Genomic DNA, 26,283 nt, shown 5'->3' with positions numbered 1-26,283 from the left:
GAGGGAGGCGCCATGACCCACGAGGCAGCAGAGCCGGATCCCGCCCAACTCCGTCGCGTCGCCATGGCGAGCGCGGTCGGCACCACGATCGAGTGGTACGACTACTTCATCTACTCCACGGCCGCCGCGCTGGTCTTCGGCTCCCAGTTCTTCTCCCCGCTCTCGCCCGCGTCGGGCACCCTGGCCGCGTTCGCCACGCTCGGCGTCGGGTTCCTGGCCCGGCCCGTGGGCGGCCTGGTGTGGGGGCACTTCGGCGACCGGCTCGGGCGCAAGGCGATGCTGGTCGCGTCCCTGCTGCTGATGGGCGCGGCCACGGTCGGCGTCGGGCTGCTGCCGACCTACGACCGGATCGGGGTGGCTGCCCCGATCCTGCTGCTGGTCCTGCGGCTGCTCCAGGGGCTCAGCGCCGGCGGCGAGTGGGGCGGCGCGGCGCTGCTCGCCGTCGAGCACGCCCCGCCCGGCAGGCGCGGCCGCTACGGGCTGTACTCCCAGGTGGGCGTGCCGGCCGGGCTGATCCTCGCGCAACTGGTGTACGTCGCGGTGACGGCCGGGCTGTCGGAGGCGCAGTTCGCGAGCTGGGGCTGGCGGCTGCCGTTCCTGTTCAGCGTCGTGCTGGTCGCGGTCGGGCTGTTCATCAGGCTGCGGGTGACCGAGACGCCGGTGTTCCGGGCGCTGTCCGCCGAGCAGGCCCGCAGCAGGCGGCCCGTCCTCGACGTCTTCCGCGAGCGGCCGCGGGCGCTGCTGCTCGCCTCGGCCAGCTTCGTCGCCAACACCGCGATCGGCTACGTGTTCCTCGCCTACCTGCTGTCCTACGGCACCCAGGTGCTGAAGGTGAGCAGGAACCTCATGCTCGTCGTGGTGATCGTCGGCAGCCTGACCTGGCTGGCCGGGATCGTGGCCACGGCGATCTGGTCCGACCGGATCGGCCGCAAGCCGGTCTACCTGGCCGGCTCGGTGCTCCTCGTGGTCTGGGCCGTGCCGTTCTTCCTGCTGGTGGACACCAGGGTGGCGGCGCTGATGGTGGTCGCCGTGGTGGTGCTCAACGTGGGGCTCGCCGCGACGTACGGGCCGCAGTCGGCGCTGTTCGCCGAGATGTTCGAGCCCCGCTACCGCTACAGCGGGGTCTCCTTCTCGTACGCGGTCGGCGCGCTGCTCGGCGGCGGGTTCGCCCCGCTGGTCGCGACCGCCCTGCACGAGGCGACCGGCACGTCGTTGTCGGTGTCGGCGTACATGGCCGGGGTCGGGCTGATCAGCCTGGTGGCGGTGCTGGCCATGAAGGAGACCCGCCCGCCCGTGGCCGCCGGCTGAGTCAGGCCGTGGCGCCGCCGTCGATCACGTGGTCCTGGCCGACGACGAAGCTGGACTCCGGCGAGGACAGCCACAACGCGGCCGCGGCGATCTCCTCCGGGGTGGCGACGCGGCCGATGGGCAGGGCGTGCCGCATGCGCTCGTCGCGCTCGGCCGTCGTCTCGCCGGGACGCGTGGACATGGGCGAGTCGATGGGCCCGGGGCTGACGGCGTTGACGCGGACGCCGTCGGCGATGTGGTCGCGGGCGGCGGTGCGGGTCAGGTGGCTCACCGCGGCCTTCGAGGCGGCGTAGGCGGCGGCCCCGGGCAGTCGCCAGTGGGCGCCGAGGTTGCTGGCCACGTTGACGATCACGCCGCCGCCGTGCTCGCGCATGTAGGCGATCTCGTGCTTCATCGACAGGAACACGCCCTTGAGGTTCACCGCGAGCACGGTGTCCCAGGTGTCCTCGTCGTAGTCGGCCACCGGAGCCAGCATGCCGAAGACGCCGGCGGCGTTCAGCGCCACGTCGAGCCCGCCGTAACGGGTGACGGCGGCCTCCACCATGGCGGCGACGGAGGCCGAGTCGGTGACGTCCGCGGTGAATCCGGTGGCCCGGCCGCCCGCCGCCTCGATCTCCTTGACCACCGCGCCGAGCCGCGCGGTGTCCCGCCCGGCGGCCAGCACGGACGCGCCCTTCCTGGCGTACGCCAGCGCGGCGGCCCGGCCCACGACCCCGGTGGCCCCGGTGACAAGCACGACTTTTCCTTCGAACACGACAAGCTCCTGGAACGATCGGTCTCAAATTTGCACGGCAATCATGGCCTGTTCGACCGCGTCGCGCAGGCGGCGCGGGTCGGGGTCGGCCCGCCCGAGCACGCGCAGGCCCTGGAGCAGCACGAGCAGGAACCGGGCCAGCGCGTAGGGGTCCTTCGACTCGGGGATCTCCCCCTGGGCGCGGGCGCGCACCAGCGCGGCGGCGAGCGCGGTCTCCAGCTCGGCCCAGCTCGCCGTCACCCGGCGGGCCAGCTCGGCGTCGCGCGAGGCGAACTCCACGGCCGTGTTGACGACCATGCAGCCGCGCCGCAGCTCGTCGGCGAGGATCTCGGCCACGTACGCGTCGAGGAAGGCGCGCACGGCCGGCACCGCGGGCCCCGGCTGGGCCAGCGGCTCGACCACGTTGCGCCGGGCCAGGTAGCGCTCCAGCGCCTTGACGTAGAGCTCCCGCTTGCCGCCGAAGGTGCCGTAGATGCTGGCCCGCGCCAGCCCCAGCCGCTCCACCAGGTCGGCCATCGAGGTCGCCTCGTAACCGCGCTCCCAGAACAGGTCGAGCGCCCGGTCGAGCGCGACCTCGGGATCGAACTCCTTGCTGCGTGCCACGCGGCGAAGCTACCACATTCAAGAACGAACGGTCTAATTCAAAGAGCCTCTACGGTTCGCGGAACTCCGGGGCCTGGCCGTCGTCCGGCGGGTTCTGGGGCGGGTTGAGGTATTCGAGCGGCGTGTCGTCGGCGACGGCCCGCTCCGCGGCGGCGGTCTCCTCCACCGGCCGCTGCCGCGGGATGCTCAGCAGGCCCAGGCTGTCCTGCTCGCCGCGCCGCCTGATGACGTCGTTGATCGCCTCGGCCATCTCCTCTCTGGAGTAGCTGCCCTCGGGCACCTCGTTGAGATGGGCCAGCATGTCGGCGGGGATGTGCACGTGCGCGGAGACCCGCGCGTACACCTCGCGCATCGCCACCCGGTCCCGTCCCTGGAACGCCTCGTCCAGGGCTTCCTGCAGTTCGTCCAGCACGGCCTGGTCAGTCATCGCGATATCCCTTCAGTAGGTCTTCGGCCTGTTCTGTCACGTCGTCCACCGAGACGTCGGCGACCCACGTCCCGTCGTGCTCGCAGCGTTCGGCCTCCACGTCCACGCCGCTCGCGCCGCAGGCCGGGCACCGGGTGGTCCAGGAGATCAGCGGCCGGTGCGCGGTCCTGCTGAGCGGCCCGGCGTTGATGACGTTGACGCACGAGTAGACGGCGACCGTGGGCGTGCCGACGGCCGCGGCGAGGTGGCGCGGGCCGGTGTCGTTGGCGACCACCAGGGCGCAGCGCTCGTACAGGGCGGCCAGGCCGCCGAGGGTGAGCGTGCCGACGACGGGGAGCACCGGGTGCGCCCGCCCGCGCATGGCCGCGACCGTCGCCTCCACCAGGTCCTTCTCGGCCCAGCTCCCGGTCACCGCGACGGGCCGGGCCAGCCGGTCGGCCACCTCGGCGAAACGTTCGGGGGGCCAGCGCCGCCGCGGGTCCGTAGCCCCGGGATGCAGCGCCACCAGCCCGGCCGGCGGCTCGCCGAACGACTCGGCCAGCTCCGCCCGGTCGCGGGCGGTGACGGCCACCAGCGGTTCGAGCCGCTCGGCGACCCCGCCGACCAGCTCGGCGACCTGGAGGAAACGCAGCGTCTCGTGCTGGAAGTACGTGTAGGGCACCCACCGGTCCAGTTCCTCGGCGTCCGGGGAGCGCAGCCCGGCGGTCACCCGCGCCCCGAGCGAGCGCACGAACGGGTTGGAGAAGCGCCCGCCGCCGTGAATCTGCACCGCCAGGTCGAACGCCCGTTCCCGCAGCTCGGCACGGGCCCCGCCGGGCACCGGGTAGCCGGTCTCCGACGTCGAGACCCCCGTGATCGGCGGCAGCGCCACCACGTCGTCCACCGGTCCCGGCCGCCCGGACAGGAACTCGGCGTGCCACGGCGTGCCGAGCAGGGTGAGCCGGGCGTCGGGGTAGGCCAGCTTGATCGCCTCGATGGCCGGCAGCGCGAGCAGGTAGTCGCCGATCGCGTTGGCCCGCAGGACGGCGATGCTCCGCACGCCCTCGACCAGGCCGGGCCGGGCCGTCATGGGGTCCCCGGCATGTAGTCGTAGCATTCCGCGCTCCTGTCCGCGACAGTGGTCGGCAGCTCCAGGCGGCAGGCCCGCCTGGGCGGCAGCCCGGTGTCCGAAGGGCCGTACATAGCGGCCGGGCTACCCGGCAGGGATGGCCCGTAACTTCGGTTTCGGACGAACCTATTTGAGCTGGTATGCGTTTGAGCTGGGCTTTTACAGGTACTCGCCCTCTATGGGCACCCTGAGGGAAGAGACGGTCAGCGCGGTCGTCGTCGGCGACGTCATGCTCGACTCGTGGCTGCACGGCTCGGCCAAGCGGCTGGCCCAGGAGGCGCCGGTGCCCGTGATGAGCCTGGAGGCGGTCGAGGACGCGCCGGGCGGCGCCGGGAACACCGCGGCCAACCTGGCGGCGCTCGGGGCCCGCGTCCGGCTCGTCGGCGTCGTGGGCGACGACGCCTGCGGCGAGCAGCTCGTCCAGGCGTTGCGGCTGCTCGGCGTGGAGACGGACCTGCAGGCGGTGCCGGGGCGGCGGACCGCGCACAAGCGGCGGCTGGTCACCAGCGGCCAGCTCACCGCCCGCTACGACGAGGAGGACCTCGACGTCATCCCGCCCGAGGCCGAACGCGCGCTGCTGGCCCGCGTCTCCGCGGCCGTGACCGGCGCGGACGTCGTCGTGGCCTGCGACTACGGCGGCGGCGTGTTCACCCCGGCGGTGCGCCGGGTGCTGGCCGGGCTGCCGCTGCTCGTGGTGGACGCGCACGCGGTCGCGCCCTGGGTCGAGTGCGCGCCGGCGGCGGTGCTGCCCAACTACGCCGAGGTGGTGAGCCTGCTCGGCGAGGTGGACGCCGCGGCCGACCGGCCGGCGTACCTGATGGCGCGCTCCGCGCAGATCCTGGCCGCCACCGGGGCCGGGATCGTGGTGACCACCCTGGACGGCGAGGGCACGCTGCTGCACCGGGCCGGCTGCCCGCCGTACCGGACCTACGCCCGGCCCGCGCCGCAGCACATGGCGACCGGCGCGGGCGACACCTACACCGCGGCCTTCTCGCTCTGGCTGGCCGCCGGCGCGACGCCGGAGGAGGCCGCCGAGGCGGGCCAGGCCGCGGCCGGGGTGGTCGTACGCCGTTCCGGCACGTCCATCTGCACCCGCTACGAGCTGCTGCGCGCCCTGCGCCGCCAGGAGGGCACCGTGCAGGCGGCCGAGCGCCTGGCCCAGCTCCTGGACGAGCACCGGCGCAGGGGCGAGCGGATCGTGTTCACCAACGGCTGCTTCGACGTGCTGCACCGGGGCCACGTCAGCTACCTGGAGCAGGCCGGGCAGCTCGGGGACGTGCTCGTGGTCGCGGTCAACAGCGACGCCAGCGTCACCCGGCTCAAGGGCCCTGGCCGCCCGCTCAACCCGTGCGAGGACCGCATGTCGGTGCTGGCCGCCCTGAACGACGTGGACTACGTGACCGAGTTCGACGAGGACACCCCGGAACGCCTGCTCAGGCTCATCAGGCCGGAGATCTACGTCAAAGGCGGCGACTACACCCCGGAGATGCTGCCGGAGGCGCCGCTGGTGCGCTCGCTCGGCGGCGAGGTGCTGGTGCTGGACTACCTGCCCGACCGCTCGACGACCGCCATCATCGGCCGCATGCGCTCGGTGCCCGGCGCCCCGGACGGTGCCACGCCCGTTCTGCCGGACGGGGTCAGGCCCGTTCCGCCAGCACGTCCATGACCAGCGAGCGCACCATCCGCACCGCCTCCTCGACCGCCCCGCGCACCGGCTCGCTCAGCTCCACCAGCACGTCGTCGGTGACCAGCCGGGCCGGCTCGCAGCACAGCACGAGCACCCGCGCGGGCACCCGGCCGAGCTCGCGCGCCATGCGCAGCACCTTGACCGGGTCGAGGCCGTGGCTCTCGGCCGCGATGCCGCCGGGGCCGCCCGGGCCGGGCATGTCCGGTTCGAGCATGTCGGGTTCGAGCAGGGTGAGCGTGCCCGGCGGCTCGCCGCGCGGCGCGGCGTCCACGAGGATCGCGGCCTCGTAGTCGCGCTGGAGCGCGTAGGCCAGGTCGAGGCCGCGGCTGCCGAAGTCGAGCACGTCGGCGGGCAGGTCGTCGTCGGCCAGGCGGCGCACGACCTCGACGCCGAAGCCGTCGTCGCCGAGGAAGACGTTGCCGATCCCGGCCACCAGGACGCGCGGGCGGCAGCCCCCTCCGACGGGTTCGAGCTCCTCGGCCGAGTAGAAGAACCGGTGGCACGGCAGCCTGGACTCGCCCAGGTCGCGCAGCGGGTCGCCGGCGAGCGTGACGCCGACGTGGAAGCCGCCGACGTCGTCCCGCTCGACGCTCTCGATGACCGCGAGGCGGCCGTCGAGCGCGAGGTCGAGGATGTCGGCGCGGCTCTTCGGGCGCAGGCGCACCCGGCTGCCCGGGGCCAGCCGCACGCCGTCGACGATCGCCTCGGCCGGGGCCGGCCGTTCCGTCGGGTACCGAGTGTCCATGTCACGTCTCCCGCATGGTGCCGTGCAGGCGCATGAGCTCTTCCGGGGTGAGCGCGGCGCAGTGGTCGAGGAGCTGGTCGATCTCCATGGCGTCGAACGTGCCGCTCTGAGGGGCGACCTTGGGATGGTCGTAGAGGATGACCGGGGCCGACAACATCGTGTGCCGGTCGCCCTCCTCGCCCACCAGCACCGGCCAGGTGCCGATGTTGTGGCAGCCCGCGGCGAGCGCGCGCAGCGCGTCGGGCGGCTCCGTCAGCGAGACGAACCGGCCGCCCGGCGAGCTCACGACCGTGTGCGCGGAGATCAGAGTGTGCTTCATGGCCTCCGCGCGCGAGTCGCCCTGCCACGGGCTGGTGTTCGCCACCCGGACGGTGAGCCGGAACAGGCCCTCGCGCAGCCGCTCGGCGAACACCTCGGCCCGGCCGCTCAGCGCCTCCCAGCCGCGCAGCAGCACGCCCTCGCCGTCGAGCCATTCGGCCCGCTGGCCCGGCGGCACGTGGATCTCCATGCCGGTCGGGCAGGCCAGCAGGTCGGCCAGGCGCAGCCCGGTCTCGGCCACCTCGCGCTCCTTGGCCTCCTCCCTGGGCAGGTGGCGGGCGCCGCCGACGGTCAGCTCGGGCACGCGGACCAGCTCGCCCTCGCGCCGCACGGCCACCTCGCAGGTGACCAGGTGCAGGAAGCGCACGTGCACGTCCACGACGTCGTCGCCGCCGGCCTCCAGCAGGCACTGGGTCTGGGTCAGCCACGGGTTGCCCTCGTGCGCCCGGCCGTAGGACTCGGGGTGCACGCCGCCGAAGTTCCAGCGCCGCCGATCGGGCGGGGCGGAGTGGCGGCTGGGCCACAGCAGGTAGCCCCCGTAGAGGACGGCGCGGGCGATGCGCCTCACGTGGTCCATCTGCCGGCCCCCACGCCGGGCGCCGACCGGACGATCTCGACCTGCTCGACCTCGGGGGCCGCGTCGCGCACGGCCCGGCGCACCGCGTCCGCCGAGTTCCCGTCGTCGTCCGGGAGCCGCAGGCGTACCAGGTCGCCCTCGACGGCGATCACCTCGGCGGCGGTGCCGCGCAGCGCGTCCTCGACCCGGGTCCGCACGTCGATCGGGTGGAGGTCGTGCAGCAGCAGCAGGTGCGCGACCACGTCGTCGGCGGCCAGCCGGGCGGCCAGGTCGTCGTCGGCCGCGGCCATGATCCGCGTCAGGCCCTCGCCGTAGAGGTCGAGCAGGGCCTGGGCCAGCTCGACGGCGGGCGGTTCGGCCCGTTCGAGCAGGCTCTCGATCCTGCCGATGCGTGCGTTCAGCGACATGACGCCCCCAGGACGGTCACGCCGTCAGGAAACCAGTCGTATTTAGCGGCATTCATCGGCCTTAAGCCCCCCAAGTGGCCATTGCAGAGGTTCAGCCATGGCGTCGTTCGGTATCCGATCACTACCTCTACGTAGCGGGCATACCGCGTCGGCGAAGGCGGCAAACCATGACCCAGACCCTGCGCGCCCGCGCCGCTAGACCAGCCGGACCGGTCCGGCGTCGATCGGCACCCGGAACAGCGCGTACGGATACCGCCGCCGGTCCTGCCCCTCCTGGAACCTGGCCTGCCGGTGCAGCTGGTTGGCGGTCACGTACAGGTGGCCGTCGGCCACCGACAGCGTGTCCGGCCACAGCAGGCGGGCGTCGTGGACCAGGGTGTCGATCGTGCCGTCGGGCGTCCGGCGCAGCACCGCGTTGTGCTCCCAGTCGGTCAGGTAGATGCGCCCGGCGTCGTCGGCCTCCAGGCCGTCGGCCGAGCCGCCCTTGTCGCCCTCGTCCCTGACCGTCGCCGCCACTTCGGCGTCGTCCAGCGTGCGGTCGACCAGGGCGTCCGTGGACACGCTGTACCAGCGGCGGGAGAGCAGCGGGCAGTACCAGAGCCGCTCGCCGCCGGCCGGGAGCGCGATGCCGTCCGAGCCCATCAGGACGGGCGACGGCGGCCCGTCCTGCGGCCGTTCCATGAACGGCCGGCCCTCCACGACCGGCACGAAGTCCGGCGGCCGCGCCGCCTTGGTGCTCGGGTGGTCGTGCAGCCGGCGCCACGCCTGCCCGCTGGCCAGATCGACCACGATGATCCCGTTGGGCCCCTTGTCGGCGGAGTCGGTGAGGTAGGCGACCCCTTTGCGCAGGTCGAACCGCACGTCGTTGAGATAGGACGTCTCCAGGGCGACACCGCGGTCGAACATGATGACCTTGACCACGGTGTCGGTCTCCAGATCCACGCAGACGAGCTTGGGGCCGCCCTTCCTGGTGGGCCGGAACATCGGGCTGCCGGTGTCGAGGATCCACAGCCGGTCCAGGGGATCGACGACCACGCTCTGCACCGAGACCAGCCACTTCGACGGCTCGTCGGCCTCGGTGTTCCACTCCTGGTCGGGATAGGGGACGGCGTCGCCGTCCCGCAGCTCGACCACGGTCGCCGGAACGTCGTCACCCCATTTGGGGAAGTTCACGAATATCCGGCCGGCACGGGAGACCGTGACGCCGGTCGGCATCGGGCCGGACTCGAAGGCGTGCACGAGTTCCAGCTTCCCGATGGGCTGATCGACCGGCTGAACGCCGTCGCGGCCGTTCCCCTTCGCCATGGTCCCCCCGTTCCCCGATCCGCCGGGCATCTGCCCAGCTCAGGCCGGGAGAAACAGCGCCCTCTCCAGCCAGGGCCGCAGGATGGGCAGCACGTTGGCCGCCTGCATGGCCCCTGCGTGGTCGAGCCCGTCGAGCACCTCGACGTCCCAGCCCAGCGCCTCGATGGCGGCCCGCTCGCGGATCACCGGGCCGGCGATGCTGACGTGGGCGCCGCCCCACCGCTCGTCGTAGACGATCTCGTCGGCGGAGCCGACGAAGCACAGGCGGGGGCAGGACAGGCGCACCCGGCTGTCGTCGAACCCGCGCAGCGCCCGGTACAGGGTGGCGAACTGCCTGGCCTGGCCCTCGCTCAGCGTCACCTCGGTCGAGGACCAGTCGCCCGGCTCGCCCGTCCCCGTGGCCGGCGGCGTGGCGGTCTTCGGCTCGACGGCCATCCGGTACGTGGCCTCGGTGACCTTCAGCATCTCGGCGTAGGGCCCGCCGAGCGGCGGGAAGCCGCCCATGACCAGCGCCGAGAGCCGGTCGGTGCGCAGGGCGAGCTGGAGCCCGCTGAGCGCCAGCCAGGAGTAGCCGTAGTAGGCGAACCGGTCGGCCCCCACCGCGTCGGCCACCGCCAGCATGTCGGCCGCCACGTTGTCGGGGGTGAGCGTGTCCGGCTTGGGATGGGCGAGGACGTGGCCCTCGTAGTCGAAGGCCACGACGCGGAAGCCGTCGGAGAGGCCGTCGATGAGCGAGCGGCCGAGCGCGGGGTCGGCCCCCCACTTCCGCATCTCCTCGGCCGCCTCGCCCTCGACCGGCTTGGGGTTGACGGCCAGGAGCAGGACCGGGCCCGAGCCGTGGACCTCTGTCTCGATGGTGCTTCCGTCGTGCAGCGTCGCCGTGGCCATCGGGAGCCTCCGTGAATTCGATACACCGTAAACTGTTGTCCTCGGGAAGGATAGCTTATGGCGTAAAGAGTCGCAAAGGGCTGGGCATGGGCACGCAGCGCATGTCGGCGCCGTCCGCCTCCAGCCAGCGCAGCAGCAGATTGGCCTTGGCGGGCACGTACGCGCCGGCGAGCAGCTCGCGCAGCTCCTCGGGCCCGCCGTGGTCCTCGGCGCAGCCGGCGAACACCGATCTCGCCGCGGCCCACAGCTCGGCCCGCAGCTCCGGGTGCCGCTCGGCCACGGCTCCGGCGATCTCGCAGAGGTTGTTGACGACCAGGCAGTACAGCAGCCGCTCCCAGCCGTAGGCGGGGCTCACGACGGGCGTGCGGGCGCCGGGCAGGCTGTGGCGGTCCGCGGTCAGCTTGACGCCCTCGTGGTCGCGGAAGATCGCCTGGCCGGGCAGGCCCCGCTCGTCCACGCCGATGAGCACGTTCTGCAGGTGGCATTCGAGCACCACGCCGTGGCGGAAGTAGGCGTGCAGCACCGGTGGCACGACGTGGTCGAGGTAACGCCGCCACCATCCGAGCGCCTCGGCGGCGTCGAGGCCGTCCAGCGGGTTGCCGGGGAAGCCCTCGCTGACCCCGGCGGCCAGCAGGGCCGTCAGCCCCGGCCGCAGGTGCCCGCCCAGCCCGTCGCGGACGATCACCGCCAGCGCCTCGCCGCCGTCCCCGTCCAGCTCCAGGCTGCGGTAACCGCGGTCGCCGAGGACGGCGGGCCGCGGCCGGTGCGCGGGCAGGTCGTCGAACGCCACGCCCAGCAGGTCGTCGATCAGGCCCAGCCAGCGCAGGTCGTGCAGCCACAGGCGGCGGATGTCGTTGGTGATCCGCACATCCAGGCTGAACTTGCAGAACAGGTCCGCCTCCGGCAGGTACACCGTGCGGATCGAGGCCGTCGCCACCGCCCGCGCGGGCGTGACGCCGAGGTGGCGCAGCTCCTTCAGCCCGCCCAGCAGCTCCACCTGCCAGGGGTGGGCGGGCAGCAGCGTCAGGCCGTCGGGTGCGGGCGGGCCGAGCCGGTCGAGCGCGCTCGCGTCGCCCTGCTCGACCAGCGCCTCGGCGGGCACCCCGAGCAGCGGCAGCGCGAAGCTCGCGCGCGCCTCCGGCGAGTAGGGCAGCCAGGCGTCCGGGCCTGATCCGCCGCGCGCCTTGGGGGCCGGGTGGTAGCGGTGGCCGGCGACGAGCGCCTGCTCCGAGCGCAGGTACAGGTCGGCGGGCGGGGTGGTGGCGCGCTGGGCCGACAGCAGCGCGGCCATGACGTCCCTGCTCTCCGTGATCTCCTTGGCCAGGGACGGGTTGGCGTGGCCGGTGCGCGTCCGCAGCTCGTCCTCGGTGAGCGCCACCAGTCCGGCCAGGGAGAGCGGGCGCGGGCCGTCGGGGGTGCGCAGGGCGGGGGCGCCGGGGTACCGTCCGGGGCGGACGTGCAGGACCTGCCCGGTCGCGGGCAGCACCCACACGTCGTCCTCGGCGGACGCGGGTTCGGCCACCTCGCGGAGCAGGCAGTTGAGCAGGGCCGTCACCGCGAGGGCCGTGGCCTCGTCCGCGGCCTGGTGGTCTTGTGCCTCGGGTGCCGGACCGGCCGGTGGGAGGAGGCCGTCGATATATGCCATGGCGACCTGTCCTACCCTTTTGTACCGATCAGTGTCCACAGGGTGCTCACCTGGGCATGTTCCTGACATCGGGGGGGTTCATGCGGCATTCTGCGGCGCGGTTCGCGAGGGAGCTGGCCGCCGTGCGCCCGGACCTCACGCCCGGCTACGCCGCGGCCCTGCCGGGGGCGCGGGCCGCCGTCATGGGACGGCTGTGGCGGGGCCTGCTCTGCGAGCCTCTGCCCGGTCTCGCCGAGCCCGTCGCCGTGGGCGGCGACCTGTGCGTACGGCTCTCGGACGGGCGCGAGCTGACCGGACGGGCCCGGCTGCCCTACGACCTGGCCGACGAGCCGGTGCTGCGGCTGGACGGCGTCCCGTACCCGGACCCGGCCGAGCTGCTGGCGGCGCTCGGCCTGCCCGGCGCGCAGGGGCTGGTCGCCGACCTGGACAACAGCGTCGCCTCCCTGGCGTTGTCCCGGGCGGGGGCGGCCTCCCCGCTGCGCGAGCCGGGCCCCGAACGGTACGAGCAGAGCGTGGTCGACGGCCATCCCTACCATCCGGGCTGCCGCAACCGGCCGGGGGTGTCGGTGGCCGAGCAACTGGCGTACATGCCGGAGCACCGGCCCGTCGTCGCGCTCGACCTGGTCGCGGTGCCCGCCGCCGAATGCCTGGTCACCGGGCCGTGGCCGGGCTCGCTCATGGACGGCGACCGGCTGCTGCTGCCCGTCCACCCCTGGCAGACCCGGCACGTGCTGGCCGGGCTGGGGGTGCGCCCCTACGCGATCGGGGCGTTGCCGTGCCATCCGCTGATGTCCGTACGGACCCTCGCTCCCCTGGACGGCGGCCCGCACCTCAAGACGGCGTTCACCACCAGGATGACCTCCGGCGTGAGGGACATCTCCCCCGGCTCGGTACGCGACTGCGTCCCCCTGTCGGACCTGCTCACCGCCCTGTCGGCGCGGCTCGGCGGCCGTCCGCGCATCGCCCGCTACCTGTCCGGGGCCGCGGGGGCCGTGCGCGGCGAGCACACCGCCGACCTGTCCGTCATGCTGCGCGATCCGACGCCCCGCGTGCCCGGCCACACCGTGCTGCCCGTCGCCGCCCTCACCGCCGCAGCCCAGTGGGACGCGCCGCGTGGCGAGGAGGCCGGCGAGTGGCTGGCGGCCTTCGCCGGCGTGGCGACGGCGGCGGCGCTCGGCCTGCTGGCCCTCGGGGTCGCGCTGGAGGCCCACGGCCAGAACCTGCTGGTCGTGCTGGACCGGCGGGGCCGTCCGGTCGAGGTGGTCTACCGCGACCTGGCCGACGTCCGGATCAGCCCGGCCCGGCTGGCCCGCAACGGCTTCGGGACGCCGCCGGTCAGCCCCCGGCTGCTCAGCGACGACCCCGGCGTCCTGCACGCCAAGCTGTTCGGCTCGCTCGTCGGCACCACGTTCGGCAGTCTGGTCTCCCTTCTGGGAGAGGGCGACCGTGCCGCCGAGTCACGCCTGTGGGCCGTCGTGGCGCGGGCCGCGCGGCGGGCCTTCGACGCGCTCCCCGACACCGCCGACGTGCGCGCCGACCGCGCGGCCCTGTTCGGCGAGCGGATCCGGGTGAAGGCCCACCTGCTCGCCCAGCTCGCGGGCGCCCCGCCCGGCGACAGCTGGACGACGCTGCCCAACCCCCTCACCCAGGGAGCGTCCTGGACCCTCGCTCACGCACGGTGAGCGCCTGGCTCTTTTCCCGAAGGAGGAGGAGTATGGGGCATGCAGCCGGACCCTGCTGCGCGTCGATCTTCGATCACGCAGAGTTCAGGGAAGGAGCGAATCCGATGATGCAGCTCTCAGTACGGCTCGTGCCCGTGGGCGACACCACCCTGGTGGTCGCCCTGGCGGGCGAGCTCGACTCGACGACCAGCCCCATCCTGGCCGCCTTCCTCGACCCCCTGCCGCGCTCGCGGGTGAAACACGTGATCGTCGCGGCGGGCGACCTCTGGTTCTGCGACCTGAACGGCCTCGAACAGCTCGCGATCACCCACCGGGCCATGCAGGAGAAGGGCGGCCACCTGGCCGTCGCCGAGGCCCAGCCCGCGTTGTGCCGCCTCATCGCGCTCATGACCGAGCACGGCGGCACCGCGATCCCCCTGTTCAGCACGATGCCCGACGCCCTGGCCGGGACCGGCGTCGAGATCTACGAGCAGACCGGCCCGCCCAGGCCGGTCAGCCGCCACCTGGCGTGCTTCCGCCGGGCCCGCGACCCCCGCTCCGAGCAGCACCACGGCACCCGCCGGCTCCGGCCGCAACGGGACGAGACGCCCATCACCCCCGACCGCCAGGAGAACCTGCCGCCACCCGGCCGCTGGTCCGCGATCGTCGGCCGGCTGCGCTCGGCCAACGCTGACCTGCAACGCGCGAACGACGAGCTGCGCTCGGCCAACGCCGAGCTGCGTCACGCCAACGACGCGCTCACCGCCCGCGCCGCCGAGCTGCGCCGCGCCAACGACGCGCTGGCCGCCCGCACGGCCGAGCTCGACGAGGTCGGCCGGATCACCGCCTCGCTGGTCCACGGGCTGGGCGACGCGGCGGTGGTGCTCGACGCCGACATGCGGGTGCTCATCTGGGGGGCGGGGGCCGAGGAGTTGTGGGGGGTGCGGGCCGGGGAGGCGGTGGGCCGTCCGCTGGCCTCGCTGGGCACGGGGTTGCCGGTGGAGCGGATCGTCCCGCTCGTGCGCGACACGCCGGCCGGGGGCACGGCCAGGGCCGGAGCCAGGAGGGTCGCGCTCGACGTGGTCAACGGCCGGGGCCGGCCGACGCGGCTCACCGTCGAGCTGTCCCGCCTGCGTCCCGGCGACGACTCCGGGCGCGGCCTGATCATCGCCATGAAGGTGCCGCGCCCCGGCGACTCACATGATCGCTAGCTGACCGCCGTCGATCACCAGCTCGGTGCCGTGGACGAACGCGGCGTCGTCCGAGGCCAGGAAGGCGTAGGCGGCGGCGACCTCCTCGGCGAGCCCGGCCCGGCCCAGCGGGATGTGGTCGCGTTCGTAGGCGGAGACGAAGTCGTCGGCGAGCCCCGACGAGATCGAGGCGTTCAGCGGGGTGCGGATGTAGCCGGGGCACAGGGCGTTGACCCGGATGCCGTGCCTGCCGAGCTCGACGGCCATGGTCCTGGTCAGCAGCAGCACGCCGCCCTTGGAGGCGTTGTAGTGGGCGTAGTCGGCCTCGCCGCCGAGGCCGTTGGTCGAGGACATGTTGAGTATCACGCCGCCCGTCCCCCGGTCCACCAGGTGGCGGGCGACGGTCTGGGCCATCAGGAACATGCCGCGCAGGTTCACCGAGATGATCCGGTCCCAGTGGGCGGGGGTGATCTCCAGGAACGGCTCCCGCCAGGCCGTTCCGGCGTTGTTGATCAGCACGTCCACGCCGCCCATGGCCTCGATCGCGGCCGCGGCCAGCCGTGCGACGTCGTCCTCCGAGCTGACGTCGCCGGTCAGCCCGTCCACCTCGCCGAGCGGCGCGAGCTCGGCGACGGTGCGTTCGACCTCGTCGCCGTCCAGCCCGGTGAGCACCACCCGGGAGCCCTCCTCCAGGAACCTGCGGGCGGTGGCGGCTCCGATGCCGCTGCTGCCCCCGCTGATCAGCACCCGCTTCCCGGCCAGTCCGCGCATGACGCCGTCCTTCCTCAACGTGCCGCGACGCGCAGACCTGTGGTGGCCTGCCCGTCGGGTCATCAGAAAATAGCACTGGTTCCGCATCCTGCACTGGCGTTCCGTTCTACGGAACCAGAGGGCTATGGCGGGGATTTCGGAACTGCATTCTGTGACCACATCGGGTGGGGGTGTCACGGCCGGACGACCGTGACACCCCCACCGAGGCCCTAGCCCGCGACGGGCGGGGTCGCTGTCACTTGCACGGCTTGTACGGCGTGTCCTTCAGCGAGTAGTCCACGGCCTTCTTGATCGCGTTGATGCCGAGCTTGGCCGCCTTGGGACAGAAGGCCGACGGCGCCGTCTCGTACTCGACCTGGAACACCGGCTTGCCCGCCTTGACGAAGACGCTCAACTGGCCGCACTCGTCGTACTGGAAGCACTCCTCGTTGACGGCGTAGTCGAAGCTGGACACCAGCTCGGCCGCCTGGCTGAGGTCGTTCTTGAGCGCCGCGGACAGGCCCTTGCGGTGGGCCAGGTCGGCCAGCGCCTTGTTGTAGACGAGCTGGGTGGCGGGGCTGACGGTCCAGCCGGTGACCGACTTGCCCTCTTCGTGGGCGTTGACGACGTCGAACTCGACCCCGTCGAAGCCGGCCTGGACGCACTTGTCGACCCGGGCCTCCATCATCTTCAGCAGGAAGTCCCGCTGGCCCTGGTCGTTGTTGACGTTGGCCCAGCGCTCGTTGGGGAACTCCGCGCTGAACGGCTTGCCGAGCAGGGAGTTGCCGTGGCTCTTGTGCCAGGCGACGAACTGCTGGTAGTCGGGCCGGTACTCCTCGATCGAGCCGGCGTCGACGTAGCAGACGGCCTTCGCGCCGCGGGCATGGATGGCCTTCACCGCCGCGGTGTTGAGCGTGGTGTTGTTGCCCACCACGTCGCCGTCGGCGTAGAGGTCGATGTCGAACACCGCCGGCCGGACGCAGGCGCCGCCCGACTGGGGGACCACGCAGATGTCGACGTTGACGCCGCCGGTGGCGGCGTACTTGGCGTTGCCCTGGAGCTGGTACTGCCAGCGGCTCTGCAGCGGCGGCTTCCACACCCCCGCCTGCGCGGCCTGCGCCGCCTGCCCCGTCCGGGCCGTGGCCGGTGCGGCGAGCGCCGCGAGCGGCGCGCAGCTCAGGGCCGCGACCGCGGCCAGCCGGGCTAAGAGAGTCATGGTTCGCACGTTCGCGCCCCTCATTCCGTCTGGTGGAACTCTAGTCTGCATCGTGGATGCGTGACTATACTCGCCGCACGCAGCGGGCCGCCACGCCCGCCGTGCTCTGTGGAGGGAACCCCATGGCACGACTCATTCACCACATCCGCGAGACCGCCCGATGAGGCCCCGCACGACGCTGGCCGTCGTCGCCCTGGCTCTGGCCGCGGCGAGCTGCGGGGGCGGCGGACAGGAACGGGCGGACGGCCCGGTCGAGATCACCATCTGGCACGGCCAGGAGGACACCTCGGCGAAGTCGATCGAGAAACTGGTCGCCCGGTTCAACCAGAGTCACTCCGACGTCAAGGTCAGCACCGAGTCCGGCGGCGCGACCGCAGACGGCATGCTACCCAAGATCACTGCCGCCCTCACCTCGGACGCCTACCCCGACATCGCCTACCTGTACGGCTCCTGGGCCCCCAACGTGGCCAGGAACCCCAAGACCGCCGACCTCACCTCCCTGGTCAAGGACCCGGCCGTCGGCTGGGACGACTTCTGGGCCAACGAGCGCGAGGCGGTCACCGTCCAGGGCAAGGTCATCGGCTTCCCCGCCGTCGTGGACAACATGGTGGTCCTCTACAACAAGAAGCTGCTGGCCAAGGCGGGCGTCAAGGCCCCCGGCCCCGACTGGACCTGGGACGACTTCCGCGACATCGCCAGGAAGACCACCGACGCGCAGAAAGGTGTCTTCGGCACGACCTGGGCGATCAGCGGCGGCGAGGAGGCCGTCTGGGGGCTCTGGCCGCTGCTGTGGCAGGCGGGCGGCGACATCCTCACCCCCGACCACAAGAAGTCGGCGTTCAACTCCGCGGCCGGGCAGCGGGCGCTCGGCCTGGTCCGGAGCATGGCCGTGGACGACAAGTCGGTCTACCTCGACTCCAGCCCGGCCGAGAAGGGCCAGAAGCTGTTCGAGTCCGGACGGCTGGCCATGTTCCTGTCCGGTCCCTGGGTCCTGCCCGACCTCCAGGCGGCCAAGGTCGACTACGGCGTCGCGCGGCTGCCCGGCACCAACGGCAACCACGAGACCGTCTCCGGCCCGGACAACTGGGTGGTGTTCGAGCACGACGAGCGCCGCGTCAAGGCGGCGACCACGTTCCTGAGCTGGCTGACGGCCGCGGAGCAGCAGCTCGTGTGGATGAGCGACACGGGCTCGCTGCCCATCAGGGAGTCGATCACCAAGCTGTCCGGTTACCAGGACTATCTGCAGAAATATCCGGGCATCGAGGTGATCTCCGAGAACCTGGCCAACGCCAAGCGGGTCAGGCCGCCCACCACCAGGTACCCCCGCGTGTCGTCCTTCGTCGCCGAGGCCATCGCGCAGGCGCTGCTGGGCAAGGCCGACGCCAAGACCGCCCTGGACGAGGCCGCGGCCAGGTCCGACGCGGTGCTGGCGGTGCCGGGCTCATGAGCAGCGCCGCCGTCGGCGCGCCCGCCGCCCGGCACGCCAGGAAGACCCGCGGGCTCGGCGACCACGTCGCGGGCTGGTCGTTCGCGGGCCCCGCCACGCTGATCATCCTCGGGTTCGCGCTGGTGCCGATGGCGTGGGCGCTGGCGCTGTCGTTCACCGACTCCGACCTGATGAAGACGCCCGAGAACGTCGGCCTGGACAACTACCGGGCGCTGTTCCAGGACCCGGTGTTCTTCCAGGCGGTGCGCAACACCGGGCTGCTGCTGGTGCTCTACATCCCCGCCTCGCTGGTCTTCGGCCTGGCGGTGGCGGTGCTGCTGAACAGGAAGGTGCGCGGGATCGGCTTCTACCGGACCGCCTTCCTGGTTCCGTACGTGGCCTCGGCCACCTCGGCCGGCCTGCTCATGGGCTACATCTTCGACCGCGACTTCGGCCTGATGAACGGTGTGCTCGGCCGGCTCGGCCTGCCGCTCCAGGGCTTCCTGAGCAGCCCGTCACAGGCCATGTACGTGCTCACGCTGATCTTCTTCTGGACCCGGTTCGGCTTCGCGGTGGTGATCTACCTGGCCGCCATCCAGGAGATCGACAAGGCGGTGCTGGAGGCGGCCTCCATCGACGGCGCGGGCCGGTGGGCCACGTTCCGGCACATCATCGTCCCGTCCGTACGGCCGATCACGGTCTTCCTCGCGGTCTGGGGCGTGATCGACGCGCTGCAGTTCTTCGACCTCGTCATGACCACCACCCAGGGCGGCCCGGCCAGCGCGACCGTGACCATCGTCTACTACGTCTGGCAGCTCGCCTTCCGCTACTCGGCCGCCGGGTACGGCGCGGCCGTGGCGTACACGCTTTTCGCCGGGACGCTGCTGCTGATCGTCGCGGGCCTGGTGGTCGCGCGGCGGAGGGGGGCCGTGCGATGAGACGACGCCTGCCCAGCAAGTGGCACCTGGTGCTCGCGCCGATGTCGGTGGTGACGCTGCTGCCGTTCGTGTGGCTGGTGCTCAGCTCGGTCATGACGCAGGCCGAGCTGAACAGGTTCCCGCCGCCGATCCTGCCGGAGGGCATCGACCTCGGCGGCTACCGCACGGTCATGGAGCGCTCCGAGTTCCCCCGCTGGTTCCTCAACAGCGTGCTGGTGTCGAGCGCCATCGTGGCGGCCCAGGTCGTGCTCTGCAGCATGGCCGGGTACGCCTTCGCCCGGATCCGGTTCATCGGCTCCCGGCTGACGCTGGTCCTGATCATCGCGACCGCGCTGATCCCGTTCCAGCTCACCGTGATCCCGACGTTCCTGATGTTCAGCCAGGCCGGGCTGGTGGACACGCTCGGGGCGCTGGTCATCCCGCAGCTCAGCTCGTCGGTCGGGATCTATCTGATGACGTCGTTCTTCCAGTCCTTCCCGAGGGAGCTGGAGGAGGCGGCGCGGATCGACGGGTGCTCGCGGGTCGCGCTGTTCTTCCGGGTGGTGCTGCCGGTCGCCAAGCCGGCGTTGGCGGCGCTCGCCGTGATCACGTTCATCACGGCCTGGAACGACCTCTTCTGGCCGCTGGTGGTGATCAACTCCGAGGCGAACTACACCGTGCAGGCCGGGCTGACCACGTTCCAGGGCCAGCACCGGGCCGACTGGCCCGCGATCATGGCGGGCACGGTGCTGACCACGCTGCCGGTGCTGGCCGTGTTCCTGTTCGGCCAGCGCCGGTTCGTGCAGGCGCTGACCGGGGCGGTCAAGGGGTGAGGCCGCGGTAGGGGTTGGCGGGCAGGCCGGTGTGGGGGGTGCGGCAGCGCCACAGCTCCCCGCCGGCGCCGCCGTCCCAGGCGGTGGTCACGTACAGCACGTCGAGGTCGGGGCCGCCGAAGGCGCAGCTCGTCACGTTGGCCGCGGGGACGTCCACGGTGAGGTCCGTACGCCCGTCCGGCCGCAGCCGCACGACCGCCGCGCCGCCCCACAGCGCGACCCACACGTGGCCGGCGGCGTCCACGGTCAGGCCGTCGGGGCTCGGGAGTGCGGCGAACTCCCGGCGGCCGTCGAGCGTGCCGGTCGCCGGGTCGTAGTCGAAGACGTCGATCCGGTCGGTCGCGGTGTCCACGTAGTACATCAGGCGCTCGTCGGGGCTCCAGCCGACGCCGTTCGAGATCGTGACGCCGTCCAGCACCTTGTCGCACGTACGGTCCTGGGCCAGGCGGTAGAGGGAGCCCGCGCCGGGGGTGTCGTCCTCGGCCTTGGTGCCGGCGAAGAAGCGGCCCGCGCGGTCGCAGGCGCCGTCGTTCATCCGGTTGCCCTCGGGCTCGGGCGGCCGGGCGACCAGTTCGGTGCGGCCGTCCGCGTGGCGGGCGAAGCCGTCCCTGAGTGCCAGCATGAGGCCGCCGGAGGCGTGCGGCACGGCGACGCCGACCGGCTGGCCCAGCTCGATGGTCTCCCGCTCGTCGCCGGCCGGGTCGAGCCGATGCACGTGACCGGCGGGGATGTCGACCCACAGCAGGGTGCCCGTGGCGGCGTCCCACCTCGGGCCCTCCGCGAGGGCGGCACGGGGGACGGGGACCTGCTCCAGCTTCATGCCTTGCGTCCTTCTGGTCCGTGATACGGAATGCTGTTCCGCGTTCTTTCCGACCGTAGCCGGTCGAGGTCCCTTTGGGGAGAGGGGGAAGGAGCCGGCGCCACCGCCCGATGCGGCGGCCCGGGGGCGGCGCGGGCGCGGGGGCGGCGCGGGCGCGGGGGCGGCGCGGGCGCGGGGACGGAGGCGGCGTGGGGACGGAGGCGGCGCGGGGGCGGGGGCTTGTGGGTGGGGGGTCAGACCTGGGCGGAGATGGCGCGGCGGAGGCCGAGGCCGACCTCTTCGAGGCGGGCGACGGACATGCGGTCCTTGATCGCGGTCACGCTCACCGCCGCCACCGGCGCGGTCTTGCCCAGGAAGACCGGCGCCGCCACGCACCGCACCCCCGGCTCGTTCTCCTCCAGGTCGAGCGCGTACCCCTGCTGCCTGACCTGGTCGAGGTGGGTGGCCAGCTTGGTGGGGTTCGTGATCGTGTTCCTGGTCCTGGCGGCCAGCGGCCCGTGGCGTTCGGCCCACGCCTTGACCGACTCGTCCGTCGGGTACGTCCAGGCCAGCAGCGCCTTGCCCACGCCCGTGCAGTGGGCCGCGTTGCGCCCGCCGACCACCGAGGTCATGGTGATCGACCGCACCGCCTCGACCTTGTCCAGGTAGACGACCTCGCCGCCGTCGAGCATGGCCATGTGCACGGTCTCGGAGAACTCCTCGCTCAGCCGCAGCAGCAGCGGCCGGACGAGCGTGCGCAGGTCCATCGTCTCGTAGAACCGGAAGGCCGTGGCCAGCATCTCGGTGCCGAGGAAGTACGGCCCGCTCGGCTCCGGCTGGGCCGCGAAGCCCCGGTGCTTCAACGCCCCGAGCAGGCGGTGCAGCGAGCTCTTCGGCAGCCGCAGCCTGGTGGCCAGCTCGTCGAGCGTCACTCCCCTGCTGTGTCTCCCGATCTCCTGCAGGATCAGCAGGGCACGATCGACGCTCCCCACAGGGGACTGGGTCTCAGCCACTGAACTCTCCCTCGCCTGTTCCGCTGATCGGAATGCTAGCGCGTAATACGGAACTCTCCGCACACGCGGTCGCACAGTGGTCGTCTCAGCGTAGTCAGCACAGCCCTGTGTCAGCACAGAGCTGGGGGAAAGGAACGGGCGGCTACGCCCGGCGGGGGTCGAGCTCGGCGACCGGGACGCGCCGGAAGACGATGCTCTCGTACGGCCCGAAGTCGCCGGTCTCGAACAGCAGCCCCACCGTGTCGCCGTCCACCCTGACCAGGTCGGAGTAGGCGGCGGGCAGGCCCGACACGGTGTGCACGGGATGCCAGGTGACCCCGGCGTCGGTGCTCGCCCGTACCGTCATCAGGGCCCGCGCGTCGGGCGCGGCCGGGCCGGAGAACAGCAGCACGCCGGGCGGCTCGCACCACAGCACGCTGCCCTCCACCACCGGCCCCGCCAGCCCGGCCTGCGGGCGGAAGGGCAGGTCGAGCCGCTGCCCGCCGTCGGAGGAGCAGGCGTCGGCGCGGGTGCCCGGCGCGGCGGAGTCCGTCCTGGCGTTGAGGTAGAGGCGGCCGTCGGGCAACTCGGTCGCGGTGGTCTCGTTGACGTTGACGTAGCCGTCGGGGTTGTCGTCCACGTAGCCGATGCGCCAGGTACGGCCGCCGTCGTCGCTGAGCAGCGCGTGGCCGCCGTTGTAGCGGCCCTCGGTGCCGTCGTCCGAGCCGGACGGGGGCAGGGAGTGATTGCCCGGCACCACGACGCGCCCGCTCCGGAGCCGGACGGCGTGCCCGGGGCCGGTGGCGTACCAGCGCCACTCGGGGCGCTTGACCTGGGCGGTGATCTCGCGCGGGGCCGGCCAGGTGATCCCGTCGTCCGCGCTGACCTGGACGAACACCCGCCGCCCTTCCGCCGCCTGCACCTGGCCCCGCCTGATCTTCTCCTCCGTCGCCGACGGGCCCTGCCGGACCGTGACGAGCAGGATCCGGCCGTCGTCCAGCACCACGGGCGCGGGGTTGCCCACGGTGCCGCGGCGCGGTTCGGTGGCGACCACCTGAAGGGGACCCCACGTCAGCCCGCCGTCGGCCGACCGCCTGAGCACCAGGTCGATGTGCCCCGAGTCACCGGCGGACCCGCGCCGCCCCTCGGCGAAGGCGAGGAGCGTCCCGGCCCCGGTCACCACGACCGCCGGGATGCGGAAGGTGTGATAACCCTCGGTCGCCGCCCGGTACACCACCGACGTGGGGTAAGGAGTCATGCGCGAACGCTAGGCCCCGCAGGTGAACGTCTCCCGACCTCCGGCGGACGTCCCGATGCCAGCCCGGCGGCCAGGCAGGCCAGCGGGAGAGCCGGTACGACGTACCGCACGTCGTACCCGCTCAGGAAGGACGGCGCCACGACCAGCACGGCGGCGGCCACGCCGGGCAGCAGCGCGTCCGGCCGCCGCCGTACGGCCGCCACCGCGAGCGCGCCGCCGAGCAGCGCAAGGAGCACCGGGTACGGCAGGTAGCCGAAGCGCTGGTAGGCCCGCAGCCAGCCCGCGTAGGGCTCGACGATCCGCGTGTCCGCCGGCCCGCCCTCGTACGCCCCGGCGATCCGCCGTACGGACGAGCGCAGCGGGCGCTCCTCGTAGGGGAACCAGTACGGATTGATCTTCCTGTCGGACGCCTTCCTGGCCGTGGTGCGCTCCCAGCGCAGCAGCCACCGCAGGTCGCGCCCGACGGCGGCCAGGTAGTCGCCGGGCTGGGCGAGGACGGCCTCGCGGGCGAAGCGCCCGGCCAGCGCGTTCCGGTCGCCGGGGACGGCGGCCAGGGTGGGCCCCCACATCCAGTGGGCGGGAGAGGGCCGCCCGGCCACCGGCGTCCGCGGGCAGAGGGGGGCCAGCTCGGGCTCCGGCCTGATGACCGAGCAGTCGGCGAAGGTCGTCGTGCGGGCCCACAGGAACAGGCCGTCGGCCTTGGTCAGGCCGAAGGTGCCGCTGGTGGCCCACATCCAGGAGGCGTATCCGAGCAGCGGCGCCGCCCCCGCCAGGACCAGGCAGAGCAGCGCGCGCGGCCCGGGATGGCGCAGCAGCAGGCAGGCGGCGGCCACCACGAGGACGGCCACCCCGATCGTGCGGGTGACGGCGGCCAGGCCGAGCAGCACGCCGCCGGCGGCCGCCGTTGCCGGGCTGAGCCGGCCCGACAGCGCCAGGATCCCGGCCGTGACCAGCACGGTGAACAGCGCGTCCGCCATGATCATGTGTTCCAGCAGGATCAGGAACTCGTCGTACAGCAGCGGCGCGACGGCGGCCGTCGCGCCCCAGCCAGGCAGGCCGCGCCGCCGCAGCAGGGCGTAGACGGCCACGGCGAGCGCCGGCCCGGACGCGTGCTGCACGGCGGCCACCAGCGCCAGGCTCTTCCCGGGCCCGAGCGCGGCCAGGAAGAGCGAGTACCCGAGCGGCCGGAACGTCCCGGGCACGGGGTCGGCCGCGGCCTCCAGGTAGGAGAAGGAGTCCGCCCAGAACCACAGCGCGGGCCGGTACCCCGCCATCGCGAGCAGCCGCAGCGCGACGGCGGGCACCAGCGCGACCAGCAGCGCCCGATGCCGCCCCAGGGCGTTTCCGGGCAGCACGAACACAGGAGACGGCGCCGGCATGGGGAAGCTCCTTCATGGGAGTGCCGAGCGGGCTCCCCCGGACGGCGCGGGCATCTACCCGGTCTCTCCGTCGCGGGCCGAAAGGGTTCACGCCCGTGGCCACCTCGGGTGGCGCGGGCAGGGCATGAAAGAGTGCGAATCGAGGACGAGTATGGGGAGGCAGCGTGGCTGAGGAGTTCGACGTCATCGTGATCGGGGCCGGTCCGGCGGGCGAGAACGTCGTCGCGCGGGCGGTGCGCGGCGGGTTGAGCGCCGCGATCGTCGAGGAGCGGCTGGCCGGCGGCGAGTGCTCCTACTGGGCGTGCGTCCCGAGCAAGGCGCTGCTGCGCCCGGTCGACCTGGCCGGCGAGGTGTCCCGGGTGCCCGGGCTCTCGCTGGGGCCGATCGACGTGGCCGCGGTGCTCGCCCGGCGTGACGAGGCGGTCTCACGCTACGACGACTCCGGGCAGGTGAGCTGGGTCGAGGGCGTGCCGGCGGAGTTCGTCCGCGGCAGGGGGCGGCTCGACGGCGAGCGGCGGGTGGTCGTCACGACCCCCGACGGCGGCGAGCGGGTGCTCACGGCCCGGCAGGCGGTCGTGCTGGCCACCGGCAGCACGGCGGCGGTCCCGCCGGTGCCGGGCATGGCCGAGGCGAAGCCGTGGACCAGCCACGAGGTCACCGCCGCGACGAAGGTGCCCGAACGCCTGGTGGTGATCGGCGGCGGCGTGGTCGCCTGCGAGATGGCGCAGGCCATGCACGGGCTGGGCGCGCGGCAGACGACCGTGCTGGTGCGCGGCGGCGGGCTGCTCGGCCGGATCGAGCCGTTCGCGGGCGAGCTGGTGGCCCGGTCGTTCGGCGAGGCGGGCATCGACGTGCGCCTGCACACCGACGTGGTCAGGGTCGAGCGGCCCGAGCCGGGCGGCAAGGTGACCGTGCACCTGTCGGAGGGGCCGCCGCTGGAGGCCGACGAGCTGCTGGTGGCCACCGGCCGCAAGGTCGCCACCCACGGGATCGGGCTGGACACGGTCGGCCTGCCCGACGACGCGCCCGTCGAGGTCGACGACAGCATGCGGGCCACCGGCGTGCCGGGCGGCTGGCTCTACGCCGTCGGCGACGTCAACGGCCGCGCGCTGCTCACCCACATGGGCAAGTACCAGGCCAGGATCTGCGGCGACGTGATCGCGGCGCGGGCGCACGGCGACGACCTGCCCGCCATGCGCGACCTCGCCGGCGGCTTCGGCGCGCCGCAGGTGGTCTTCACCGACCCGCAGGTCTGCGCGGTCGGCCGTACGGAGGCCGAGGCCAGGAAGGCCGGCTTCCGGGTGCGCGCGGTCGAGTACGACCTCGGCTCGGTCTCGGGCGCGTACCTGCTGGGCGACGGCTACCGGGGCCGTGCCAAGGCCGTGGTGGACGAGGACAGGAAGGTGCTGCTCGGCGTCACCTTCGCCGGTCCCGGCGTCGGCGAGCTGCTGCACGCCGCCACGATCGCGGTCACCGGCGAGGTGCCGCTCGACCGGCTCTGGCACGCCGTGCCGTCGTTCCCGACCGTGAGCGAGATCTGGCTGCGGCTGCTGGAGACCTACGGGTTGTAGGCGACGTCCGACGTCCCCCCGGACCAGGTCGGGGGGACGGGCGGCGGGACGGCGCCCACCGTCAGCTCCGCCACGGTCTCCTCGACGCTGCCGCGCAGCTCGACGTGGGAGAGCAGGTCGGTCAGCCGCAGCACCGACAGCAGGTGGTCGGACGGGCTCACCACGATGATCCGGCCGCCCGGCTCCGCCTCCATCCGCTGGATCGCCGTGGCCAGCACGCCGATGGCGGAGGAGTCGTAGAAGACCAGGTCGGCCAGGTCGAAGACGAGGACGGGTCCGGGCGACCAGTCCCACACCGCGTTGATGTGGGCGCTGAACCCGACCCGTCCCGCGTGGTCGAGCTCGCCCGTGGCGCGCATGACCGTGCACTGCTGATGCCGGATCGTCTCGATGCTCAAACCGTTCCCGCCCACCCATGACAACTGCCCGCAGAGTGGCGTTATCACAGCTGATCACCAGTTTTCCCGCCGAAACGGCGGGTCTCGCAGGTCACGCGGGTCGAGGGAACCGGAGTTCCCG

Annotated in this window: 25 protein-coding genes; 8 read left to right on the top strand and 17 right to left on the bottom strand. The window is 73.1% G+C overall.

Annotated features, from left to right (window positions below; genetic code table 11):
* Positions 1-12: 12 nt before the first annotated feature.
* Positions 13-1,308 carry an MFS transporter gene (locus tag ACWEJ6_RS24185; RefSeq protein WP_452426304.1) on the top strand — a complete coding sequence of 432 codons (1,296 nt, stop codon included), beginning with the start codon at positions 13-15 and terminating at the stop codon, positions 1,306-1,308.
* Position 1,309: 1 nt separating this feature from the next.
* Here ACWEJ6_RS24185 and ACWEJ6_RS24180 read toward each other — a convergent pair whose 3' ends face one another.
* Genes ACWEJ6_RS24180 through ACWEJ6_RS24165 form a run of 4 tightly spaced genes read right to left on the bottom strand, consistent with a single transcriptional unit; the run spans position 1,310 to position 4,188 of the window.
* A complete protein-coding gene (locus ACWEJ6_RS24180; protein ID WP_364332392.1) occupies positions 1,310-2,044 on the bottom strand; it encodes an SDR family NAD(P)-dependent oxidoreductase in 735 nt (244 codons plus the stop codon).
* Between the two features lie 42 nt (positions 2,045-2,086).
* Complete coding sequence (locus ACWEJ6_RS24175; protein ID WP_358291730.1) at positions 2,087-2,665, bottom strand: TetR/AcrR family transcriptional regulator; 579 nt, start codon at positions 2,663-2,665, stop codon at positions 2,087-2,089.
* Between the two features lie 49 nt (positions 2,666-2,714).
* Positions 2,715-3,092 carry a hypothetical protein gene (locus tag ACWEJ6_RS24170; protein ID WP_358291728.1) on the bottom strand — a complete coding sequence of 126 codons (378 nt, stop codon included), beginning with the start codon at positions 3,090-3,092 and terminating at the stop codon, positions 2,715-2,717.
* Complete coding sequence (locus tag ACWEJ6_RS24165) at positions 3,085-4,188, bottom strand: glycosyltransferase family 9 protein (RefSeq protein WP_452426301.1); 1,104 nt, start codon at positions 4,186-4,188, stop codon at positions 3,085-3,087. Before ACWEJ6_RS24165 ends, ACWEJ6_RS24170 begins: the two co-directional genes overlap by 8 nt.
* A 190-nt stretch (positions 4,189-4,378) precedes the next feature.
* Between ACWEJ6_RS24165 and rfaE2 the strand changes: the two genes are divergently transcribed.
* On the top strand, positions 4,379-5,866 hold the full coding sequence (rfaE2, locus tag ACWEJ6_RS24160; RefSeq protein WP_452426299.1) for a D-glycero-beta-D-manno-heptose 1-phosphate adenylyltransferase: 1,488 nt from the start codon (positions 4,379-4,381) through the stop codon (positions 5,864-5,866).
* On the opposite strand, the gene ACWEJ6_RS24155 is transcribed toward rfaE2, so the two are convergent.
* From ACWEJ6_RS24155 to ACWEJ6_RS24130, 6 genes are all read right to left on the bottom strand, one after another.
* Positions 5,838-6,632 carry a hydrogenase maturation protease gene (locus tag ACWEJ6_RS24155; RefSeq protein ID WP_387671380.1) on the bottom strand — a complete coding sequence of 265 codons (795 nt, stop codon included), beginning with the start codon at positions 6,630-6,632 and terminating at the stop codon, positions 5,838-5,840. The genes rfaE2 and ACWEJ6_RS24155 overlap by 29 nt on opposite strands.
* Before the next feature lies 1 nt (position 6,633).
* Complete coding sequence (locus ACWEJ6_RS24150) at positions 6,634-7,527, bottom strand: hypothetical protein (RefSeq protein WP_387671381.1); 894 nt, start codon at positions 7,525-7,527, stop codon at positions 6,634-6,636.
* On the bottom strand, positions 7,515-7,934 hold the full coding sequence (locus ACWEJ6_RS24145) for a hypothetical protein (protein WP_387671383.1): 420 nt from the start codon (positions 7,932-7,934) through the stop codon (positions 7,515-7,517). Before ACWEJ6_RS24145 ends, ACWEJ6_RS24150 begins: the two co-directional genes overlap by 13 nt.
* A 195-nt stretch (positions 7,935-8,129) precedes the next feature.
* On the bottom strand, positions 8,130-9,239 hold the full coding sequence (locus tag ACWEJ6_RS24140; RefSeq protein WP_452426296.1) for an L-dopachrome tautomerase-related protein: 1,110 nt from the start codon (positions 9,237-9,239) through the stop codon (positions 8,130-8,132).
* Between the two features lie 39 nt (positions 9,240-9,278).
* On the bottom strand, positions 9,279-10,127 hold the full coding sequence (locus tag ACWEJ6_RS24135) for an alpha/beta fold hydrolase (RefSeq protein ID WP_452426293.1): 849 nt from the start codon (positions 10,125-10,127) through the stop codon (positions 9,279-9,281).
* 55 nt (positions 10,128-10,182) lie between these two features.
* Positions 10,183-11,772, bottom strand: a complete 1,590-nt coding sequence (locus ACWEJ6_RS24130) for an IucA/IucC family protein (RefSeq protein WP_452426291.1) — start codon at positions 11,770-11,772, stop codon at positions 10,183-10,185.
* 80 nt (positions 11,773-11,852) lie between these two features.
* On the opposite strand from ACWEJ6_RS24130, the gene ACWEJ6_RS24125 reads away from it, so the two are divergent.
* Positions 11,853-13,454, top strand: coding sequence for an IucA/IucC family protein (locus tag ACWEJ6_RS24125; protein ID WP_452426289.1), 1,602 nt, complete (start codon positions 11,853-11,855; stop codon positions 13,452-13,454).
* Between the two features lie 104 nt (positions 13,455-13,558).
* Entirely contained in the window at positions 13,559-14,644 is a 1,086-nt protein-coding gene (locus ACWEJ6_RS24120) for an STAS domain-containing protein (protein ID WP_452426287.1), read from the top strand.
* Here the strand turns inward: ACWEJ6_RS24120 and ACWEJ6_RS24115 are convergent.
* Both ACWEJ6_RS24115 and ACWEJ6_RS24110 read right to left on the bottom strand, forming a co-directional pair.
* The gene (locus ACWEJ6_RS24115; protein ID WP_452426285.1) at positions 14,630-15,394 is read right to left on the bottom strand and encodes an SDR family NAD(P)-dependent oxidoreductase; all 765 of its coding nucleotides are present in this window, start codon (positions 15,392-15,394) and stop codon (positions 14,630-14,632) included. The genes ACWEJ6_RS24120 and ACWEJ6_RS24115 overlap by 15 nt on opposite strands.
* Before the next feature lie 235 nt (positions 15,395-15,629).
* Entirely contained in the window at positions 15,630-16,589 is a 960-nt protein-coding gene (locus ACWEJ6_RS24110) for an endo alpha-1,4 polygalactosaminidase (RefSeq protein WP_452426283.1), read from the bottom strand.
* A gap of 160 nt (positions 16,590-16,749) precedes the next feature.
* Between ACWEJ6_RS24110 and ACWEJ6_RS24105 the strand changes: the two genes are divergently transcribed.
* From ACWEJ6_RS24105 to ACWEJ6_RS24095, 3 genes are read left to right on the top strand one after another with little or no spacing between them, the layout of a single operon-like run.
* The gene (locus ACWEJ6_RS24105; protein WP_452426281.1) at positions 16,750-18,036 is read left to right on the top strand and encodes an ABC transporter substrate-binding protein; all 1,287 of its coding nucleotides are present in this window, start codon (positions 16,750-16,752) and stop codon (positions 18,034-18,036) included.
* Positions 18,033-18,953, top strand: a complete 921-nt coding sequence (locus ACWEJ6_RS24100; protein ID WP_387671397.1) for a carbohydrate ABC transporter permease — start codon at positions 18,033-18,035, stop codon at positions 18,951-18,953. The genes ACWEJ6_RS24105 and ACWEJ6_RS24100 overlap by 4 nt, the downstream gene beginning before the upstream one ends.
* Entirely contained in the window at positions 18,950-19,765 is an 816-nt protein-coding gene (locus ACWEJ6_RS24095; protein ID WP_358291701.1) for a carbohydrate ABC transporter permease, read from the top strand. Before ACWEJ6_RS24100 ends, ACWEJ6_RS24095 begins: the two co-directional genes overlap by 4 nt.
* On the opposite strand, the gene ACWEJ6_RS24090 is transcribed toward ACWEJ6_RS24095, so the two are convergent.
* The 4 genes from ACWEJ6_RS24090 to ACWEJ6_RS24075 all read right to left on the bottom strand — a co-directional run bounded on the left by ACWEJ6_RS24090 (position 19,755) and on the right by ACWEJ6_RS24075 (position 24,193).
* The gene (locus tag ACWEJ6_RS24090) at positions 19,755-20,585 is read right to left on the bottom strand and encodes an SMP-30/gluconolactonase/LRE family protein (protein WP_452426278.1); all 831 of its coding nucleotides are present in this window, start codon (positions 20,583-20,585) and stop codon (positions 19,755-19,757) included. The genes ACWEJ6_RS24095 and ACWEJ6_RS24090 overlap by 11 nt on opposite strands.
* Before the next feature lie 233 nt (positions 20,586-20,818).
* The gene (locus ACWEJ6_RS24085) at positions 20,819-21,577 is read right to left on the bottom strand and encodes an IclR family transcriptional regulator (protein WP_452426276.1); all 759 of its coding nucleotides are present in this window, start codon (positions 21,575-21,577) and stop codon (positions 20,819-20,821) included.
* Positions 21,578-21,719: 142 nt separating this feature from the next.
* Positions 21,720-22,814: a sialidase family protein gene (locus ACWEJ6_RS24080; RefSeq protein WP_452426274.1), complete on the bottom strand. Its 1,095-nt coding sequence runs from the start codon at positions 22,812-22,814 to the stop codon at positions 21,720-21,722.
* Positions 22,811-24,193, bottom strand: coding sequence for a hypothetical protein (locus ACWEJ6_RS24075; protein ID WP_452426272.1), 1,383 nt, complete (start codon positions 24,191-24,193; stop codon positions 22,811-22,813). The genes ACWEJ6_RS24080 and ACWEJ6_RS24075 overlap by 4 nt, the downstream gene beginning before the upstream one ends.
* Positions 24,194-24,357: 164 nt before the next feature.
* Between ACWEJ6_RS24075 and ACWEJ6_RS24070 the strand changes: the two genes are divergently transcribed.
* Positions 24,358-25,764, top strand: a complete 1,407-nt coding sequence (locus ACWEJ6_RS24070; protein ID WP_452426270.1) for a dihydrolipoyl dehydrogenase family protein — start codon at positions 24,358-24,360, stop codon at positions 25,762-25,764.
* Here the strand turns inward: ACWEJ6_RS24070 and ACWEJ6_RS24065 are convergent.
* Entirely contained in the window at positions 25,752-26,162 is a 411-nt protein-coding gene (locus ACWEJ6_RS24065) for an STAS domain-containing protein (protein WP_452426268.1), read from the bottom strand. The two genes, ACWEJ6_RS24070 and ACWEJ6_RS24065, sit on opposite strands and share 13 nt — an antisense overlap.
* Positions 26,163-26,283 lie beyond the last annotated feature (121 nt).

This window comes from Nonomuraea sp. NPDC004702, assembly GCF_053601695.1.
The sequence above is the reverse complement of the archived record's forward strand: the minus strand, read 5'-3'. Positions and strand labels throughout refer to the sequence as shown.

Coding starts and splice junctions, on each gene's coding strand:
- ACWEJ6_RS24185 (WP_452426304.1), top strand. CDS start 13: ATGACCCACGAGGCAGCAGAGCCGGATCCCGCCCAACTCCGTCGCGTC.
- ACWEJ6_RS24170 (WP_358291728.1), bottom strand. CDS start 3,092: ATGACTGACCAGGCCGTGCTGGACGAACTGCAGGAAGCCCTGGACGAG.
- ACWEJ6_RS24165 (WP_452426301.1), bottom strand. CDS start 4,188: ATGCTACGACTACATGCCGGGGACCCCATGACGGCCCGGCCCGGCCTG.
- rfaE2 (WP_452426299.1), top strand. CDS start 4,379: ATGGGCACCCTGAGGGAAGAGACGGTCAGCGCGGTCGTCGTCGGCGAC.
- ACWEJ6_RS24155 (WP_387671380.1), bottom strand. CDS start 6,632: ATGGACACTCGGTACCCGACGGAACGGCCGGCCCCGGCCGAGGCGATC.
- ACWEJ6_RS24150 (WP_387671381.1), bottom strand. CDS start 7,527: ATGGACCACGTGAGGCGCATCGCCCGCGCCGTCCTCTACGGGGGCTAC.
- ACWEJ6_RS24145 (WP_387671383.1), bottom strand. CDS start 7,934: ATGTCGCTGAACGCACGCATCGGCAGGATCGAGAGCCTGCTCGAACGG.
- ACWEJ6_RS24140 (WP_452426296.1), bottom strand. CDS start 9,239: ATGGCGAAGGGGAACGGCCGCGACGGCGTTCAGCCGGTCGATCAGCCC.
- ACWEJ6_RS24135 (WP_452426293.1), bottom strand. CDS start 10,127: ATGGCCACGGCGACGCTGCACGACGGAAGCACCATCGAGACAGAGGTC.
- ACWEJ6_RS24130 (WP_452426291.1), bottom strand. CDS start 11,772: ATGGCATATATCGACGGCCTCCTCCCACCGGCCGGTCCGGCACCCGAG.
- ACWEJ6_RS24125 (WP_452426289.1), top strand. CDS start 11,853: ATGCGGCATTCTGCGGCGCGGTTCGCGAGGGAGCTGGCCGCCGTGCGC.
- ACWEJ6_RS24120 (WP_452426287.1), top strand. CDS start 13,559: ATGATGCAGCTCTCAGTACGGCTCGTGCCCGTGGGCGACACCACCCTG.
- ACWEJ6_RS24115 (WP_452426285.1), bottom strand. CDS start 15,394: ATGCGCGGACTGGCCGGGAAGCGGGTGCTGATCAGCGGGGGCAGCAGC.
- ACWEJ6_RS24110 (WP_452426283.1), bottom strand. CDS start 16,589: ATGACTCTCTTAGCCCGGCTGGCCGCGGTCGCGGCCCTGAGCTGCGCG.
- ACWEJ6_RS24105 (WP_452426281.1), top strand. CDS start 16,750: ATGAGGCCCCGCACGACGCTGGCCGTCGTCGCCCTGGCTCTGGCCGCG.
- ACWEJ6_RS24100 (WP_387671397.1), top strand. CDS start 18,033: ATGAGCAGCGCCGCCGTCGGCGCGCCCGCCGCCCGGCACGCCAGGAAG.
- ACWEJ6_RS24095 (WP_358291701.1), top strand. CDS start 18,950: ATGAGACGACGCCTGCCCAGCAAGTGGCACCTGGTGCTCGCGCCGATG.
- ACWEJ6_RS24090 (WP_452426278.1), bottom strand. CDS start 20,585: ATGAAGCTGGAGCAGGTCCCCGTCCCCCGTGCCGCCCTCGCGGAGGGC.
- ACWEJ6_RS24080 (WP_452426274.1), bottom strand. CDS start 22,814: ATGACTCCTTACCCCACGTCGGTGGTGTACCGGGCGGCGACCGAGGGT.
- ACWEJ6_RS24075 (WP_452426272.1), bottom strand. CDS start 24,193: ATGCCGGCGCCGTCTCCTGTGTTCGTGCTGCCCGGAAACGCCCTGGGG.